The organism is Nostoc favosum CHAB5714 (assembly GCF_020829495.1).
Lineage (GTDB): Bacteria > Cyanobacteriota > Cyanobacteriia > Cyanobacteriales > Nostocaceae > Nostoc > Nostoc favosum.
On record NZ_JAIVFQ010000123.1, the window covers coordinates 1 to 16351 of the forward strand.

Here is a 16351-nt window from a genome sequence, read left to right on the forward strand (position 1 = left end):
CTCGGCGTTTTTTTGTGCCTTTTTTGCTCATTCTCAATCAATTTTAGCGATCGCAACACCTGTCTAGTTTCTCATGTTTCATATCTAGCAAGCTTTTTGCCGTTTTCTATCCGTCGAACTCACGTTGGGTTAAAAAGTAAAAGTAGTACGTACTACTCCCACATAGATATTAGAGTTGTTGCTATTACCTTCAGGATTCAAGATGGTGATTAATCCTGGTGTAATAGCAATGTTGTCATTCAGCTTATATCTATAGAAAGCTTCTAAATGATAGGAGATATCATCGTCTTGGCGACGATTATTACCATTTACGAATTGATTGTCAGCAACGTAAGGCGGCACACCAAACACAATACCGCCAAAATTTCCTTCTCTACCCAAATCAGGAAAGCCTAGCTGAACGGCCCAGTTCCAAATCTCTGCATTACTCCTAGCAACGGCTGTATTCTCAGCTTGGGCATTGGCGTAGCTGCCCCAAGCAGTGATAGTAAACTTAGGACTAAGTTTGTAATTTCCAGTCACACTATAGTTATTTACAGAAGTTCGCGCCCCGTTGAATGGGTTGTTGGCAAAACCAGTACCAGTGCTACCAGTGACTCCGCTACCATCAGTATAATAGGCGTTGACATAAGTAAAAGCCAAACTTAATTCTGAGGTTGGTTGGAAAGTCAGTTGACCTAATGCAGAGTAACTACCATTAAAAATGCCTCTACCGTTAGCGGGGTCATTACCAACACCCGATGGCACAACGTAACCAGCAGTTAAGGTGAGAGCATCATTGAACTTTTGATTAATGACGATACCTGGCCCTTCTGCTGCTCGATAGATTGGGTTATAACGCCCAAAACGAGATAGCGCACCGGAACCACTAGAATCGAAGTTGCGACTGAGAGCAGGTACTTCATCAATGTATTCCAACCCTTCGGTTGCGATGTTGAAGGTTGTGGAGTTGCCTACAGGGAAACGGTAAAACAGAGCTGATACGCTGACATTATTGGATTCATTGCCATCAAACCCTAAACGAGTTTGGTTAGTGCCAGTTACGGCTGTATTGAATGAAGTGATATTTCTCGCTTGTAACCTAACTCTGAGGCGGTCTTTACCAGTGAAGCTACTATCAAAGTTTAACCGGACGCGATCGGCAAAAATCACATTTTCATTGAGTTCTGGTCTGATATCACTACGATTTTGAGCATCGGTGTTGATTGCTCTATCGGAGCCAAATGCACCAGCCAGTGCAAAAATTGCTTCTCCCCGCAGTTGAGTAGTTGTGGAGAATTGTTGCGACTCTAAAGTGGCGCTACGAGCTTCTAGAGCATCTACTTGACCTCGCACAGTTTGCAACTCAGTAGTATACTCTTCTTGCAGCTTTTGCAGTGTTGCTAGGTCTTCTTTTTTCAGCAGTTCAGCCGTACTAGTAGCTATTAGTTGATTTATCTGATCTAAACAAGCATTCAAGCCAGCAGCAAACTCATAGCGAGTCAAGGCACGATTACCCCGATAAGTTTGGTTAGGATAACCTGCAATGCAGCCGTATCGCTCAACCAGGGATTGCAAAGCCTGGAAAGCCCAGTCTGTAGGTTTAACATCAGAAAGCTGTGAAACTGAAGTTACTTGTGCGATATTCTCAGCATTGCTAAAACTGAATGGTTGATTTCTGGCAGGTGCTTGATTTAAAGGTACTTCAGAACCCATTGCTGGTACTGCAACTATAAATAAGCCTAAAATCGCTGGACTATATAACAAAGAATTCAACCAAAAATTTTGCATGAATATACCCTCACACTTGGTAGAAATTAGTGAAAAATAAAAATTTACTAACATTAAATTTTCTGCTAATTGGAAAACTACAAATATTAGCAAGATGGATTTAATTAAGTAGTGATTTTAACCTTCAGTTCAAAAAATAATGTTAAAGAAGGAAAAATAATCTTTTAAAAGAAAAATTCTCCAAATCATCTGTAACAATATCAAAGCACAACTATGTACCATAATCTAGAGATTGTCTTGAAAGAAAAACAATTATCATTTGTTTACCTGTTCTTAACCAAATAACTATTAATATGTTAAAGATTATCTGTATTTTTTAATACAATCAATAAGCTGTCGTTAAGATCCAGCTAATAACATATTATTAGTTTTTTATAGTAATAAAAGTTATTTATTAAAGCTTATGGATGACAGTAAATACTAAATATGGATGATTTTGAAACCACATGTGTACGTAGAGGCAACTTATGAATTGCCTATAACAAAATTTAAACAGGTATACAGTGTCAGCGTTTTATTGATTTGAAATGGGTGGTTTATTTAGACGGTGTTCTACTAATTTCTAGCAAGTTAATTACAGGTTTACCAAAAATTAGTTTTTTATTAATTAAATCTTAATCAAAAAATGTATATAAGTCTATGTACTATAGGTTTTACAATATATTGATCTATATCCAAAATTGGCTCAGTCATTAGACTGATAATTCAGAAATTAAATCACAAATTATCCTTTTGTTAACTATTTCTTAATTAGAAAATATTATTAATGTTAATCATAGACATCTAAATGTCAAAAAATGGCAAGTACAGTGGCTATCGAAGTTAGTAATCTCTCGAAGACTTTCAAAGGTAAGATAGCGCTTAAAAAGGTATCTTGCACAATTCATGAGGGAGAACTGGTTGCGCTTATAGGTGCATCTGGCTCAGGCAAATCTACTCTGTTACGACATATTAATGGCTTGCACATTGGAGATGGAGGAACAGTTTATATTTTTGGTTCAGTCCTACAGAGTAGCGGGAAACTCCACTCTAAAATTAGGTCTTTACGAAGCCAGATAGGTTGTATTTTTCAACAGTTTAATTTAGTCAATCGGCTAACAGTTATCGAAAATGTTCTCATTGGTAACTTAGCAAGATTGTCTATTTTTCGTTCCATATTACATTTATTTACCAAAGAAGAAAAAGTTCAAGCTCTTGCTGCATTAGAGCGGGTAGGCATTCTTGAACACGCTTATAAACGGGCATCTATGCTTTCTGGAGGGCAACAACAACGAGTTGCGATCGCTCGTTGTTTAGTGCAAGGAGCGAAAATTATCCTCGCAGACGAACCAATCGCTTCTCTAGATCCTGAATCAGCGCGTAAAGTCATGGAATTGCTCGTGCAGCTAAATCGCCAAAGTGGAATTACTGTAGTCGCTTCTTTACATCAGTTTCAAATGGTGCGTAGTTACTTTGATCGAGCGATCGCTCTCAAAGATGGAGAAGTGATGTTTGATGGTGCAACCACAGAGATGAATGATCACAAGCTCAATGAACTTTATGGCACAGCCGCCGAAGAACTCATTATGAGAGGACACGGTGAACTGGTAGTTTAACCCCAAAATACAGAATTTTTACTTACATCTCACAACTAAATTTATGGACAGAAGGTTATTTATTCAGCAGGCTTCTTTGTTTACTATAACTTTGGCAAGTGCCAAGATACTTTCAGCTTGTACTTCTAATGCTGATAAGAGTACCGCAGCGATTAAAGAAATTAACTTTGGTGTTCTATCTACAGAATCTCAAGCTAATCAAAAACCAATTTGGGAACCTTTTGCTGCTGCTATGTCTCAGCAAATTGGGATTCCCATTAAACCCTTCTATGTTACACAGTATGCAGCAGTCATAGAAGCTATGCGCTTTGGTAAAGTTCAAGCAGCTTGGTTAGGTGGTAAATCTTATATTGAAGCAGTAAAAATTGCTGATGCAGAAGCTTTTGCTCAAGTTGTAAGTGCAGATGGCGGTAGAGGCTACTATTCTCATTTAATTACTAATAAAGATAATCCCATCACTGCGGAAGCTATAGCAGCAGGTGGTGATAAATATGTGATTCAAAATGCCGCTAAACTCACTTTTGCTTTTAATGATCCTAATTCTACCTCTGGGTTTTTAGTTCCTAGTTACTATATTTTTACTAAAAATAATATTGACCCTAAGAAAGTTTTTAAACGCTTGATTTTTACTGGTAATCATGAAGCTTGCGCTCTAGCTGTAGCTAATAAACAAGTAGATGTAGCTACTGTCAGTAATGAAGCATTAAGTCGGTTAGAAAATACCAATCCTAAAGCTAGACAGAAAATTGAAATTATTTGGAAATCACCTATAATTCCTAGTGATCCGATTGTTTATCGTCGGGATTTACCAAATGATATTAAAAAGAAATTGCAAAATTTTTTCTACAACTACAAAGATGCTCAAGTTTTAGGGCAATTTAAAATTTCTGGTTTTGTACAGGCTGAAGATAAAAATTGGCATACAATTCGAGAACTAGAAATTGCTAAAAAAATCCAAGAAACTCAAGCTAAAGAAAATCTTAGTGAGCAAGAAAAGCAGCAAACAATAGCAGAACTAAATCAGCAACTCAAAGAAATTCAATAAAATTAGAGCTATGGGGAGAAAAAAGTGCGCCCACAAAATCAGATAATTACTTACGCATCTCCTAATGTAGCAGCAATGTTAAGGAAAGAAGCAAAGCTTGTAAATACCCAAAAAGTTCTGTTTTTTTTAGTGATTGCTGCTGTATTGATTTTTGCCTATACTCAAAGCGAGTTAAATTTCTTTGTACTTCTGCAACGTGGAGACAACATGGTGGAATATATCGGTTCATATTTTCCGCCAGACTTTAGCGATTTGAATTATTATTTCTCAGAAACCTTAGTTACGATATCAATGGGAATTTGGGGAACTTTAATGGCTGCGATCGCAGCTGTTCCTTTATCTATCCTAGCATCTAATAATATTTGTCCAATATGGGTTGTACAACCAACACGTCGCCTATTAGATGCTATGCGGGCGATTAACGAAATCGTCTTTGCGCTAATCTTTGTAGTTGCTGTTGGATTAGGGCCATTTGCTGGAGTTTTGGCATTATTTATTCATACTGCTGGTATTCTGGGTAAACTTTTCTCAGAAGCAGTAGAATCAATTGAGTCAGGCCCGGTAGAAGGAATTAGAGCTACTGGTGCAAGTCAGATTCAAGAAGTAATTTATGGAGTAATTCCCCAAGTAATGCCTTTGTGGACTTCTTTTATTCTCTACAGATTTGAGTCAAATGTCCGTTCTGCTTCTGTGTTAGGAATTGTCGGGGCTGGTGGTATTGGCGTTTCACTATATCAGAGTTTTGGTTCATTTGAATACCAAAAAGCCTGTACAATTCTCATTATTTTGATTGTTACTACTGGTGTTATTGATTTACTCTCTGCCAAGGTGAGAGAGTGGTTAGTTTAGTATGACAGTTAACGCTTAAAATCCTTTCTCGGCATTGATAAGATTTTGTCCTCCCAAATTATTCCTCTATTTGAAGTCACGGTAGGAGTTAAGCCAGGGCGATCGCTCTCTACCCTGACTGAGCTGAAACAGGAAGTAGGTTTACCAGGAGGCGGTGGTTGGCCAGATAGCGAAGGTTATTCCTGGGCTTTGCATGTTGACAAACATCGTCTGACCATCGGGAGAGAAGCAGACCCCAGCGAACTCTGATGTATTGAGGGCATTCTTGGCAAACTTGTAAAGACCGCCACTGGAAGTGATGCCCAGAATGTAATCCGTTCCATCCCCATCTTCACAAAGGAAGATGTCGCGGTTGGGGAAAACTATAATATTGTCTGGATTATCTAGTACACCAGAATTGTTTGGTTCAATATATAGCTCAACGGTATTATTAGCGGGCGAATAACGCCATATCTGCCCATCTCCAGAACTACCTCCACTCTTGCAAGTGAAGTAGACATAACCACTGCCATAAAAGATGCCTTCCCCACCTGAAAACCTGGCCGCACCACTGTTATACCCTGCTGTTCTGACAGTATCAGATGTGGGATCAGGATTGCTAATCTGAACCCAGTTTACCGCCCTAGACGTATTTTTTGGGAAACCCGTAGCTGTGTTGATTCCAGACGACCCCGTAATCCTTAAAGCGTATAGCGAACCGCCAGCACTCAGGTTGTTGCTTTGGTTGGGAATGAAGCGGTAGAAAAGCCCGTCCCCCCGGTCTTCCGTCATGTAGATATACCCTGTGTTGGGGTCTACAGCAGCAGCCTCGTGATTAAAACGCCCCATAGCGGTTAGTGGGACAGGAGTGACAAAAGTATTTGCACTACTGGGAACTTCAAACACATAACCATGCTTCTTGCCATTATTGTTTTCAAAAGTTTCCTCGCAGGTTAACCATGACCCTGAAGGCGTAGGGCCACCGGCACAGTTGCGAATAGTTCCCGCTAGAACACCCCGATGTTCTACCAGGTTGCGGGAAGAATTAACAACCAATTTAGTACAGCCGCCTCTTGCATTTGAGTTGTACTTGCTGCCATTGGGAGCGCCCACACCGTTGCCAGAAGTACCGAGTTCATGATTGCGAATTAGAATTGTATCGCCATTAGACCCGGCAAAAGCACCCATACCATCGTGACCACCCGGTACTAAATAACCATCATTCATCGTTTGGCCTGTTTCGGACAGTCTGCGGTAGGTGAATCCAGCTGGCAAATCTAATACTCCGTTGGGGTCGGTCACTAAATTGCCGTAGGGACCCGCAGCGATCGCAGGTTTAGCATAAAACGCTTGTAAAGGAGATAGAAGGACAGCACCTGTAGCCGATGCCCCTGCCAGGGTAAAAAACTGACGTCTCGATAGATTCAATGTATACTTCCTAATGTTTTGAACGAGGCTTAATTTGTTGCAAATAGACAGCCTCAATTATCTAGGATGGGCAGGCTTTTTAAAATTAATAATCGGTTAAAAAAAGATTATCAAAAACATTAAAATAATGTAGAAAAAGTACAAATTTCTAAGTTGCATAAATAAATCAATTAAGATTAGGATTTTCAGAGATTGAAAACCTAGTGAAAATATAACTACTTGTTAATAGCATTAAAATCTTATTTGGCAAAAATAATCCATCCGTAAATGCTATTTTAATATTTAACCTAATATCAATAAATTATGAAATTTGAAGTTAAATATTAAAGGTTTAATAGGAGATTTTTTAAGTATTATGAAGCAATAAATTGAAACTTTATAAGTTGTTTCAACATTAAGCGAATTATGACTATATAAATCATGGATTCGCTGATTTCAAGGAAAAGTTCATCATCTTTACTTAAGCGACAGTACAGGTTCCATCACTGCAAGCAGTAAGTCACCAGTCATCAGTTAACCGCTAAGTCATTCTCAAAAAATAATTCCATGCGATCGCCCCGCAGTCGAGTTACCCCATATTCAATGACATTACCTGTTTCATCAACGTTCACCGACTCCGCTAAAAGAATGGGTTGATTCAGGGATAGTTGTAGCCACTTTGCATCTTGAGGCTGAACTAGACGAGCAGAAACGCAGGTACTACGGCGGATATGATCGCATCCATAGACCTGCTGTAAAAACTGAGATATTGATTGCTGTTCTTGCAAAATATTGATATTTTTCGGCTCTAAAAAATCAGGGAATCGCTTGAGCGGAAAATACCCAGTACCCACACTAATGGGTTCTTCATTTGCTAAACCTAAACGTTCAATTAACGCTACCGGCTCACCATAAGGAATTTCTAGCCCTCTAGCGATCGCATCATCCGCAGGTACTTCTAAAACACGCAGCAGTTGAAATCTCACTTGCCAACCCTGTGCTTTCAGCGTTTGGTTGTAACGCACTCGCTTACCAATCGCATAGCGGATGGTTTTAGCAGCTACAAAAGTTCCGCGTCCTCGGTCAACTCGTAACAATCCCTCGTCTTTTAGTAGAGCGATCGCTTGTCTAATGGTATGGCGATTAACTGCAAACTGTTCAGCTAACTTGGTTTCCGTCGGTAGTTGTTCCCCAATCTGATAAACCCCCTGATGAATATTTTGTCGCAGTTGGTCAGCAATCTGGACATAAATCGGCATTATTTCCTTCATGTATCAATTTTAGATTGTCAATTTGTCAGAATTGCGTTAATCTACTTTCATCTAGATGTCTAGACAAGTTAAGAATAGTTTAAAACAAAATACCACAAACCAACTTATGCCTACTGTGACGCAGCGACAAGCATGGATGGCAACATTAGCTAAAGCCGAGTTAGAGCTATTAGAAAAACTGGTAAGCACATTAGATAATTTGCCCAACTATAGCTTTTTACGCTGTCCAGAGATTGGTCTAACAATGGTGCGGGGACGTGCTGGGGGTACAGGAGAGCCATTTAACTTAGGAGAAATTACCATGACTCGCTGTGTTGTGCAGTTAGAGAGCCAAGGAGATGAAGCAATCGCTGGATTTGGTTATGTCGCAGGGCGATCGCACCGTCATGCAAAACTAGCTGCTCTCTGTGATGCGTTGCTACAAACTCCAAATTGGCACGATCAGATTGAGGCTGAAGTAATTCAACCATTGCAAATAGAACACCAAAAGCAGCAGGAACTCAAGCAGCGTCAAGCAGCCGCCACTAAAGTTAATTTCTTCACAATGGTAAGAGGGGAAGGATGAAGAGATGGGGGAGCAGGGGAAGCAGGGGGAGACAAGGGAAAACTAATGAATAAAGTTACGTACTTACCTGGCTTACAAGATTCGATTCATGATGCTCAGAGGACATTTCGGGCGTTGCTTGATGCTAATGCTCGACCGGGGACACCTTATTGGATAACTGCTGATATGAGTGTGCCTTTAGGTTTAACGCCTGCTTGTGGGGCTGCTTGTTTGACGTTGCTGGATTTGGATGTTGTGGTATGGCTACAGCCGAGTTTTGCAGATCAAGTGAGAGCTTGGTTGTTGTTCCATACTGGCTGTCGGTTCACGCAGTATCCAGAAGAAGCTGACTTTGCTTTAATTCAAGATTTGGCAGGGTTGGCAGAATTAACTATTTTTAACTGGGGTACAGGAGAAAAGCCTGAAGCCTCAACAACATTATTGGTACAGGTGGAAAGTTTTGAGATGGGACAACCTGTGACGTTGACGGGGCCAGGAATTTTAGACCAGCAAACAATCGCCCCGGCACTTCCCATCCATTTTTGGGACTTCTGGATGCAGAATCACCAAGTCTATCCACAAGGCATAGATGTATTCTTATTTACAGAAAATGCAGTAACGGGACTACCACGCACCGCAAAATCAGAGGTGTACTATGACTCTTGAGATTCGCATTGCTACCCGTGAGGATTGGCCTCTATTGAATCAGCTTTATGCTGACATGGATGGTGAGTCACCCTTACCAAGCGATGATCTAGAAAGAATCTTGACAGAAATCACACAAGTTCCTAACTACTACATCTATATTGCTTTTTTAAATCAGCAACTTGTAGGTACTTTCAGCCTCCTTTATGCGCCAACAATGATGCACCGGGGCTATCACAAATTTGCAGTTCTAGATGCAGTGACAGTTATTTCTCAAATGCGAGGAGAGGGGATTGGTAGCCAAATGGTAAAAGCCGCGCTCCAATTTAGTGCTGAAGCTGGGTGTTATAAAGTTACACTCTCTTCTAATTTGAGACGTAGCCGCGCCCATCAATTCTATCAATCACTGGGATTCGAGCAGCATGGATGGAGTTTTAAATGCGTACTCCAACCAAGCCAGTAAAGCAAAAATTGCGGAGGATAAAAATATAAATATGGAAACCTGAAAACCCGATTAAAGCCTAACTCTCTTAATCACAAATTACGAATTACGAACTAAAAACTATGCCATACGTTGCAGTCAAAGGCGGTGAACAGGCAATTCAAAATGCAGAAGCGCTTCTGCAAAGCAGACGCAGAGGTGATCCTGCAATTCCCGAATTGACGCTAGACCAGATTGAACAACAGCTGACCCTAGCAGTAGAACGGGTGATGTGTGAAGGTAGCTTATATGATCGGGAGTTAGCGGCCCTTGCTATTAAACAATCTTGGGGTGATTTAGTAGAAGCAATTTTCTTGTTACGAGCCTATCGAACAACACTACCCCGCTTTTACTATAGCCAGCCATTAGATACCAGCAAAATGCAGATTCAGCGCCGCATTTCTGCCATTTTTAAAGATGTACCAGGAGGACAAAGGTTAGGGACTACCTTCGACTACATTCACCGTCTATTAGACTTTAAGTTGATAGCAGAAGGACAAGTCCCGACAGCACCTGAAGCAGAAGCAATTACAGAATCAGTTCCACGTGTAATTGACACTTTAGATCGTGAAGGCTTGATGCAAGCGGAAGAAGGGCAGGGAAGCAGGGGAGCAGGGGAGCAGGGGGAGCAAGTAAATAATGATTCTCCGTTATCTCCTTCATCTCAACCATTTGATTTAACTCGTCAACCATTAACTTTTCCTGCTGGACGGGATGCAAGACTGCAAAATCTAGCGCGTGCAGATGAGGGTTTTTTGCTATCTCTAGCATATTCTACACAGCGAGGTTATGGCAGAAACCATCCTTTTGCCGGAGAGATTCGCATGGGGGAAGTAGAGGTGGTAATTTGCCCAGAAGAATTGGGATTTGAAATAGCGATCGCAGATATTACAGTCACCGAAGTACAAATGGTAAATCAGTTTAAAGGTAGTAAAGAATTACCTGCTCAGTTTACCCGTGGCTATGGACTTACCTTTGGTTACAACGAACGTAAAGCGATGTCGATGGCGCTCGTAGATAGGGCAATGCGAGCAGAGGAATTAGGGGAAACAATTCAAGGCCCAGCCCAAAACGTCGAGTTTGTACTTTCCCACTCCGATAACGTGGAAGCGCAAGGTTTTGTCCAACACCTCAAACTCCCACACTACATTGACTTTCAAGCAGAGTTAAATCTGGTGCGGAAAATCCGAGAGCAGCAGCTAAATAATCAATCGTCATTAACTGTTGCTGCCCAAGAATCTCAGCCTTTAGAAAATAGTGATTTGGTTTTGGAACAAGCGAAATGATTACAGGAATTAACCATATTACTTTGTCTGTCTGCGACTTGGAGAAATCTTTTAGTTTTTATACCGAAATTCTAGGTTGTCAAGCGATCGCCAAATGGCAAACAGGTGTTTATTTACTGGCAGGTGACTTGTGGTTGTGCCTATCTTTAGATTCCAACACACGCACAAATCCTATGGACGAGTACACTCATATTGCTTTTAGTATCCCTGAAGATAAGTTTCCAGAATATAGCGATCGCCTGAAAATTCTAGGAGTCAAACAATGGAAACAAAATACAAGTGAAGGCAATTCTATATATATTCTCGACCCCGATCACCATAAGCTGGAACTGCGTATAGGTGATTTATCTTCCAGAATTGCCGCCACTCAAAAAGCTCCCTATGAGGGCATGAAATTTTTTACTGAGGTAAGTCAGTGACAACAACTAAAAATATTCAAATATTATCAAAACCAACCAACACAAAAATTGCTATTCAAGGGGTAAATGTACTAACTCCCGACGGTTGGTTAAAAGATGCCACAGTTTTAATTGAAGATGGGCAATTTACCAGTATTGATCAGGCTAGTAGTCCTAATGAATTTCATCTGGTAAATGCTCAAGGACTCCAAATGTTGCCAGGAATTATTGACTTACACGGCGATGCTTTTGAAAGGATGATTTGCCCTCGCCCTGGAGTTAACTTTCCTCTACCAATAGCGATCGCAGATAATGACCGCAACCTCTTAGCATCGGGTATCACAACTTTTTATTGCTCAATCACCGACTCTTACGAACCAGGTTTACGTAGCCGAGATTCTGCCCGTGCTTTAATTGACTTCATCTTAGGGGCGGGAAAACAAGTTTTAAATTGCAATCATCGCATTCATATTAGACATGAAGAGGCAAATATCGCCGGACATCAAGAATTGTGTGATTGGATGGTATCTGGCCGTGTGCATATTTTGTCTATCAACGATCACCTACCACCACCAGGAAATCAAAAGAGATTGAGCCGATATCTCGATAGTGTGAGGCAAAGATCATCGATGTCCCTAGAAGAAATCGAAGAATTAGTCAACCAAGTAACAAAACGGCGACATGAAGGAGACGTGCAAATAGAACAACTGGTGGATTTAGCTCATACCTACGGTATTCCCCTTGCTTCTCATGATGATGACACCCCAGAGAAGGTAATACTAAGTCAGAAACGCCGAGTAGCGATCGCAGAATTCCCCGCTACTGTAGACTTAGCTGCTAAGTCTCGTGAATATGGTGCAGCAGTTCTCATGGGTGCGCCTAACTTAGTGCGCGGTGGTTCTCACTTAGGTTTGATGAGTGTAGCTGAGGCAGTTAAAAATAACGTTATCGATTGTCTTTGCTCAGACTATCATTACCCTTCCTTGTTCTATGCCCCCTTCAAACTCCAAGAATTAGGCTTAATGTCCTTTGAACAAGCATGGTCATTAGTTTCCAGCCAACCAGCAGAGGCGGCGGGGATTAGCGATCAAAAAGGTAAAATCGCTCCTGGTTTAGATGCTGATTTCCTGTTGATATCTCCTGATAATCCTTTACTATCTGCGTTAGCTCCGCTCGCCGTAGACATCGCATCTGTTTATGTAACAGGGCAAGAAGTTGCCCGATATCACATCAAATAACAATGAAACCTACTATTGAAAGCATTGTTGAACTCTTCACCGAAAAGGGTTCCCAATCCTATGGTGCAGAAGCCGTCAGTCAGCTAGAACACGCCTTGCAATGTGCTAGCCTCGCTGAAATATCAAGCCAAAACCATGAATTGATTACTGCTTGTCTACTTCATGATTTAGGACATTTAATTCATAACTTAGGTGATAATCCAGCCATCAAAGGCATAGACGATCAACATGAACATCGAGCCATTCCCTTACTACGTCAGATATTTGGGCCAGCAGTTACACAACCAATTAGGCTTCATGTCGTCGCCAAACGCTATCTTTGCTCAGTTGTTCCTGAATATTGGGATAGTCTTTCAGCCGCATCCAAACGCAGCTTAGAACTGCAAGGAGGCATATTTTCCCCTGAACAGGCAGAGAAATTTATTCAGCAACCTTATGCTCAAGATGCTGTGCAGTTAAGGATTTATGACGACAAAGCCAAAATCACAAATTTGCCAACACCCGATTTAAACCACTTCACCCAATTTATGACCGCCTCTTTAAATAAGCTGTCGCGCATCTAAGTTGTACATCTCTTCGTATGGTCTGTTAACAGTCATCAGTCTAATGAATATCTCTCCCAATCCCCATTACCCCTTATCCCCAGAGGGGGCCCCGAGTTCCCCAGAAACAGGCTTTAACTTTGCTTACTTAGACGAGCAAACAAAACGTTCTATTCGCCGCGCCTTGCTGAAAGCTGTTGTAATTCCAGGACATCAAATTCCCTTTTCTTCTAGAGAAATGCCCATGTCTTACGGCTGGGGTACTGGTGGAATTCAGGTAACAGCTGCTGTGATTGGTCAAACTGATGTCTTGAAAGTAATTGACCAAGGCGCAGACGACACCACTAACGCCGTTAATATTCGTCGCTTTTTTCAAAAAGTTTGTGGTGTAAAAACCACAGAACGCACACAAGAAGCGACTCTAATTCAGACTCGCCATCGCATACCCGAAACGCCACTACAGGAAGGACAGATTTTAGTTTACCAAGTACCAATTCCTGAACCTTTGCGCTGGCTAGAACCCTCATCGGTAGAGACAGGCAAAATGCACGCCTTAGAAGAATACGGGGCTATGTATGTCAAACTTTACGAAGACATTACCACACATGGACATATTGCTACATCCTACGACTATCCGGTAATGGTGCATAACCGCTATTTGATGAGTCCTAGCCCGATCCCACGCTTTGATAATCCCAAAATGCAGATGAGTCCGGCATTGCAATTATTTGGTGCAGGGAGAGAAAAGCGCATATATGCAATTCCACCTTACACCAAAGTCAAAAGCCTCGACTTTGAAGACCATCCCTTTACCGTAGAAAAATGGGATAAAGCCTGTGAGTTATGCGGTTCTACAGAAAGCTACTTAGATGAGGTAGTGATTGATGACCAAGGTGGGCGAATGTGGATTTGCTCTGATACAGATTTTTGTAGAGGAGTGATGACGGTTGACTGATGAGTGATCAATACGGTTCGGTTAGCTTGTTTATCGAGCGAAGATCCCCTCAACCCCCCTTACAAAGGGCAGGGTGGTTTCATACAAGCAGAGAAAAACTAAAACTGGGTTTCAAAGCCTCTCCCCCCGTGGGGGAGAGAAATGGAAGTGAGGGAAAAAGCCATGCCACAAAACGAGAAATCAAGACTTATGTATTTTTCTTTTTTCGTATGAAACCACCCTGCTAATCCCCCTTACAAAGGGGGGGCTAATTTACTTCTTAACCCTCTTTTTAAGGGGGTCGCCACAGGCGGGGGGATCTTATCCGAACCGTATTGGATGAGGGATGACTGATGACTGATGAGTATGGACTAATGACTAATGACTAAACCTCTTTTACAGGTTCACCAACTGAGTAAATCTTACGGCGCAATTAAAGCGTGCGATCACATTTCTTTTAATCTCTTTCCTGGGCAAGTTCTCGGTATTGTTGGAGAATCAGGTTCAGGTAAGTCTACTTTGCTGAGTGCGATTGCTAATCATACTACTGTAGATACAGGCAATGTTACTTATACTAGCCGTAGCAGTGAAGACTTAGAAATCTTTCAACTTGCGGAAGCTAAACGGCGGTTGTTGATGCGAACTGAGTGGGGCTTTGTGCAGCAAAATCCCCGTGATGGTCTGCGTATGAAGGTTAGCGCTGGAGCAAATATCGGCGAACGCTTACTAGATATTGGGGCGCGACACTACGGCAATATTCGGGATGAGGCTGCCCACTGGCTACAACAAGTGGAAATTGACCCAACACGGATAGATGATCTGCCAGTTCACTTTTCTGGGGGGATGCAACAAAGATTACAACTTGCCCGTGTGTTGGTGACGCGTCCTCGATTGATATTAATGGATGAACCAACAGGCGGGTTGGATGTATCGGTGCAAGCGCGGTTATTAGATTTGTTGCGATCGCTTGTCCGCAATTTTAACCTCAGCGTAATTATAGTTACCCACGATATCGGCGTAGTCAGACTACTGGCACACAGATTACTAGTCATGCAACAAGGACAAGTAGTCGAATCAGGTTTAACTGACCAAGTGCTTGATGATCCCCAACATCCATACACTCAATTATTAATCAGCGCCGCTTTAACACCCTGATGTGTTAACAGTTAACAGTTAACAGTCAACAGTCAACAGTCATCTATTTTCTTAACTATGCAATCATTAACTGTTAATCATCGTTCCATAAAATTTTCTAGCCAAGCACTTTTGCAAGTTGAGAATTTGCGAAAAAGTTTTACTCTGCATCAGCAAGGAGGCATTAATCTATCGGTGCTAGAAGGAGTATCTTTGAGTGTTAATGGTGGGGAATGTGTTGCTCTTTCTGGAGCATCCGGCAGTGGGAAATCTACATTTATGCGCTGTTTATATGCAAACTATCGCGTTGATAGTGGTTCAGTCTGGATAAAGCATCAGGAAGATTGGATTGATTTATGTCAACTCGCTCCCCACGAAATTTTAGCAGTCCGGCAGAAAACCATTGGATATGTCAGCCAGTTTTTAAGAGTAATTCCCAGAGTGCCAGCCTTAGAAGTCGCCGCAGAACCACTGTTGGAATTAGGGGTAGATATAGAGGTTGCACATAACAAAGTTAAAGACTTATTTCATCGCCTCAACCTCTCAGAACGACTGTGGCATCTTTCCCCCACTACCTTTTCTGGAGGCGAAAAGCAACGGGTAAATATTACTCGTGCTTTAGCAGTTGATTATCCCATTTTGCTATTGGATGAACCAACTTCAGCCCTAGACGCTACCAATCGCCAAGTAGTCATTGAACTTTTGCAAGAGAAAAAAGCTAAAGGCTGTGGCTTAATTGGCATTTTTCACGATGAAGAAGTGCGATTGCAGCTTTGTAACCGCGAATTAATCTTTGGTAAGGACAACTGAACCATGAATGAACAGATTTACACTAACTATCGTCTCCAACTGCCAGATCAAGAACTGCTAGGTACCTTAGTAGTGAGAGATGGATTGATTGCTGATATTCAGCCAGGGATTGTGAGTCATGGCCAAAATGGTCAGGGAGATTATCTATTACCAGGGTTGATTGAGTTGCACACCGATAATCTCGAACGCTGTATGTCTCCCCGTCCCGGTATTTGCTGGCCTTTAGAAGCCGCAGCAGTTTATCATGACCGAGATTTAGCCAGTGCGGGAGTAACAACAGTATGTGATGCGATCGCGTAACCGTTCACAGGATTCCCAATGTTACCGCAGAAATATAAGTACAAATTGGTGGTAGATTGAAAGGCATGGATATTTTGTGCCTCTTTTACGGGATTGAAATCCCCAACTCGGATTGGGAAAAAA

17 protein-coding genes are annotated in these 16351 nt (G+C 41.6%); 14 read left to right on the forward strand and 3 right to left on the reverse strand.

All coding sequences use genetic code 11. The features are described 5' to 3' along the window. Nucleotides 1-129 precede the first annotated feature (129 nt). On the reverse strand, nucleotides 130-1770 hold the full coding sequence (locus tag LC586_RS35590; RefSeq protein WP_229490205.1) for an iron uptake porin: 1641 nt from the start codon (nucleotides 1768-1770) through the stop codon (nucleotides 130-132). A gap of 797 nt (nucleotides 1771-2567) precedes the next feature. Here LC586_RS35590 and phnC point away from each other — a divergent pair. The 3 genes from phnC to phnE all read left to right on the forward strand — a co-directional run bounded on the left by phnC (nucleotide 2568) and on the right by phnE (nucleotide 5259). Then, nucleotides 2568-3365, forward strand: coding sequence for a phosphonate ABC transporter ATP-binding protein (gene phnC, locus LC586_RS35595; protein WP_229490206.1), 798 nt, complete (start codon nucleotides 2568-2570; stop codon nucleotides 3363-3365). 43 nt (nucleotides 3366-3408) lie between these two features. Continuing rightward, nucleotides 3409-4410 (forward strand): phosphonate ABC transporter substrate-binding protein, encoded by a 1002-nt coding sequence (phnD, locus tag LC586_RS35600; RefSeq protein ID WP_229490207.1) that lies wholly within the window; start codon nucleotides 3409-3411, stop codon nucleotides 4408-4410. A gap of 75 nt (nucleotides 4411-4485) precedes the next feature. Next, nucleotides 4486-5259: a phosphonate ABC transporter, permease protein PhnE gene (gene phnE, locus LC586_RS35605; protein ID WP_229490221.1), complete on the forward strand. Its 774-nt coding sequence runs from the start codon at nucleotides 4486-4488 to the stop codon at nucleotides 5257-5259. Between the two features lie 141 nt (nucleotides 5260-5400). Here phnE and LC586_RS35610 read toward each other — a convergent pair whose 3' ends face one another. Together LC586_RS35610 and phnF are read right to left on the reverse strand one after the other, a co-directional pair. Further along, the gene (locus LC586_RS35610) at nucleotides 5401-6666 is read right to left on the reverse strand and encodes an alkaline phosphatase PhoX (protein ID WP_229490208.1); all 1266 of its coding nucleotides are present in this window, start codon (nucleotides 6664-6666) and stop codon (nucleotides 5401-5403) included. A 509-nt stretch (nucleotides 6667-7175) separates the two neighbouring features. After that, nucleotides 7176-7916: a phosphonate metabolism transcriptional regulator PhnF gene (gene phnF, locus LC586_RS35615; protein WP_229490209.1), complete on the reverse strand. Its 741-nt coding sequence runs from the start codon at nucleotides 7914-7916 to the stop codon at nucleotides 7176-7178. 106 nt (nucleotides 7917-8022) lie between these two features. On the opposite strand from phnF, the gene phnG reads away from it, so the two are divergent. The 11 genes from phnG to LC586_RS35670 all read left to right on the forward strand — a co-directional run bounded on the left by phnG (nucleotide 8023) and on the right by LC586_RS35670 (nucleotide 16228). Next, nucleotides 8023-8481: a phosphonate C-P lyase system protein PhnG gene (gene phnG, locus LC586_RS35620; protein ID WP_229490222.1), complete on the forward strand. Its 459-nt coding sequence runs from the start codon at nucleotides 8023-8025 to the stop codon at nucleotides 8479-8481. Nucleotides 8482-8526: 45 nt separating this feature from the next. Next, nucleotides 8527-9126, forward strand: a complete 600-nt coding sequence (phnH, locus tag LC586_RS35625) for a phosphonate C-P lyase system protein PhnH (RefSeq protein ID WP_229490210.1) — start codon at nucleotides 8527-8529, stop codon at nucleotides 9124-9126. Then, entirely contained in the window at nucleotides 9116-9568 is a 453-nt protein-coding gene (locus tag LC586_RS35630) for a GNAT family N-acetyltransferase (RefSeq protein ID WP_229490211.1), read from the forward strand. Before phnH ends, LC586_RS35630 begins: the two co-directional genes overlap by 11 nt. Nucleotides 9569-9669: 101 nt before the next feature. Continuing rightward, nucleotides 9670-10872 carry a carbon-phosphorus lyase complex subunit gene (locus tag LC586_RS35635; protein WP_229490212.1) on the forward strand — a complete coding sequence of 401 codons (1203 nt, stop codon included), beginning with the start codon at nucleotides 9670-9672 and terminating at the stop codon, nucleotides 10870-10872. Continuing rightward, on the forward strand, nucleotides 10869-11291 hold the full coding sequence (gene fos / locus LC586_RS35640; RefSeq protein ID WP_229490214.1) for a fosfomycin resistance glutathione transferase: 423 nt from the start codon (nucleotides 10869-10871) through the stop codon (nucleotides 11289-11291). The genes LC586_RS35635 and fos overlap by 4 nt, the downstream gene beginning before the upstream one ends. After that, nucleotides 11288-12508 (forward strand): alpha-D-ribose 1-methylphosphonate 5-triphosphate diphosphatase, encoded by a 1221-nt coding sequence (locus tag LC586_RS35645; RefSeq protein WP_229490215.1) that lies wholly within the window; start codon nucleotides 11288-11290, stop codon nucleotides 12506-12508. The genes fos and LC586_RS35645 overlap by 4 nt, the downstream gene beginning before the upstream one ends. A 2-nt stretch (nucleotides 12509-12510) precedes the next feature. Next, entirely contained in the window at nucleotides 12511-13071 is a 561-nt protein-coding gene (locus tag LC586_RS35650; protein ID WP_229490216.1) for a phosphonate degradation HD-domain oxygenase, read from the forward strand. 43 nt (nucleotides 13072-13114) lie between these two features. After that, nucleotides 13115-14005 (forward strand): alpha-D-ribose 1-methylphosphonate 5-phosphate C-P-lyase PhnJ, encoded by an 891-nt coding sequence (locus LC586_RS35655; RefSeq protein WP_229490217.1) that lies wholly within the window; start codon nucleotides 13115-13117, stop codon nucleotides 14003-14005. A 360-nt stretch (nucleotides 14006-14365) separates the two neighbouring features. Further along, nucleotides 14366-15139, forward strand: coding sequence for a phosphonate C-P lyase system protein PhnK (gene phnK / locus LC586_RS35660; protein WP_229490218.1), 774 nt, complete (start codon nucleotides 14366-14368; stop codon nucleotides 15137-15139). 57 nt (nucleotides 15140-15196) lie between these two features. Then, nucleotides 15197-15928 (forward strand): phosphonate C-P lyase system protein PhnL, encoded by a 732-nt coding sequence (gene phnL / locus LC586_RS35665; protein WP_229490219.1) that lies wholly within the window; start codon nucleotides 15197-15199, stop codon nucleotides 15926-15928. A gap of 3 nt (nucleotides 15929-15931) precedes the next feature. After that, the gene (locus tag LC586_RS35670; RefSeq protein WP_229490220.1) at nucleotides 15932-16228 is read left to right on the forward strand and encodes an amidohydrolase family protein; all 297 of its coding nucleotides are present in this window, start codon (nucleotides 15932-15934) and stop codon (nucleotides 16226-16228) included. Nucleotides 16229-16351 lie beyond the last annotated feature (123 nt).

Excerpts from the sequence above, each read along its gene's own strand:
- LC586_RS35590 (WP_229490205.1), bottom strand. The coding sequence starts at position 1,770 with ATGCAAAATTTTTGGTTGAATTCTTTGTTATATAGTCCAGCGATTTTA.
- phnC (WP_229490206.1), top strand. The coding sequence starts at position 2,568 with ATGGCAAGTACAGTGGCTATCGAAGTTAGTAATCTCTCGAAGACTTTC.
- phnD (WP_229490207.1), top strand. The coding sequence starts at position 3,409 with ATGGACAGAAGGTTATTTATTCAGCAGGCTTCTTTGTTTACTATAACT.
- phnE (WP_229490221.1), top strand. The coding sequence starts at position 4,486 with ATGTTAAGGAAAGAAGCAAAGCTTGTAAATACCCAAAAAGTTCTGTTT.
- phnF (WP_229490209.1), bottom strand. The coding sequence starts at position 7,916 with ATGAAGGAAATAATGCCGATTTATGTCCAGATTGCTGACCAACTGCGA.
- phnG (WP_229490222.1), top strand. The coding sequence starts at position 8,023 with ATGCCTACTGTGACGCAGCGACAAGCATGGATGGCAACATTAGCTAAA.
- phnH (WP_229490210.1), top strand. The coding sequence starts at position 8,527 with ATGAATAAAGTTACGTACTTACCTGGCTTACAAGATTCGATTCATGAT.
- LC586_RS35630 (WP_229490211.1), top strand. The coding sequence starts at position 9,116 with ATGACTCTTGAGATTCGCATTGCTACCCGTGAGGATTGGCCTCTATTG.
- LC586_RS35635 (WP_229490212.1), top strand. The coding sequence starts at position 9,670 with ATGCCATACGTTGCAGTCAAAGGCGGTGAACAGGCAATTCAAAATGCA.
- fos (WP_229490214.1), top strand. The coding sequence starts at position 10,869 with ATGATTACAGGAATTAACCATATTACTTTGTCTGTCTGCGACTTGGAG.
- LC586_RS35650 (WP_229490216.1), top strand. The coding sequence starts at position 12,511 with ATGAAACCTACTATTGAAAGCATTGTTGAACTCTTCACCGAAAAGGGT.
- LC586_RS35655 (WP_229490217.1), top strand. The coding sequence starts at position 13,115 with ATGAATATCTCTCCCAATCCCCATTACCCCTTATCCCCAGAGGGGGCC.
- phnK (WP_229490218.1), top strand. The coding sequence starts at position 14,366 with ATGACTAAACCTCTTTTACAGGTTCACCAACTGAGTAAATCTTACGGC.
- phnL (WP_229490219.1), top strand. The coding sequence starts at position 15,197 with ATGCAATCATTAACTGTTAATCATCGTTCCATAAAATTTTCTAGCCAA.
- LC586_RS35670 (WP_229490220.1), top strand. The coding sequence starts at position 15,932 with ATGAATGAACAGATTTACACTAACTATCGTCTCCAACTGCCAGATCAA.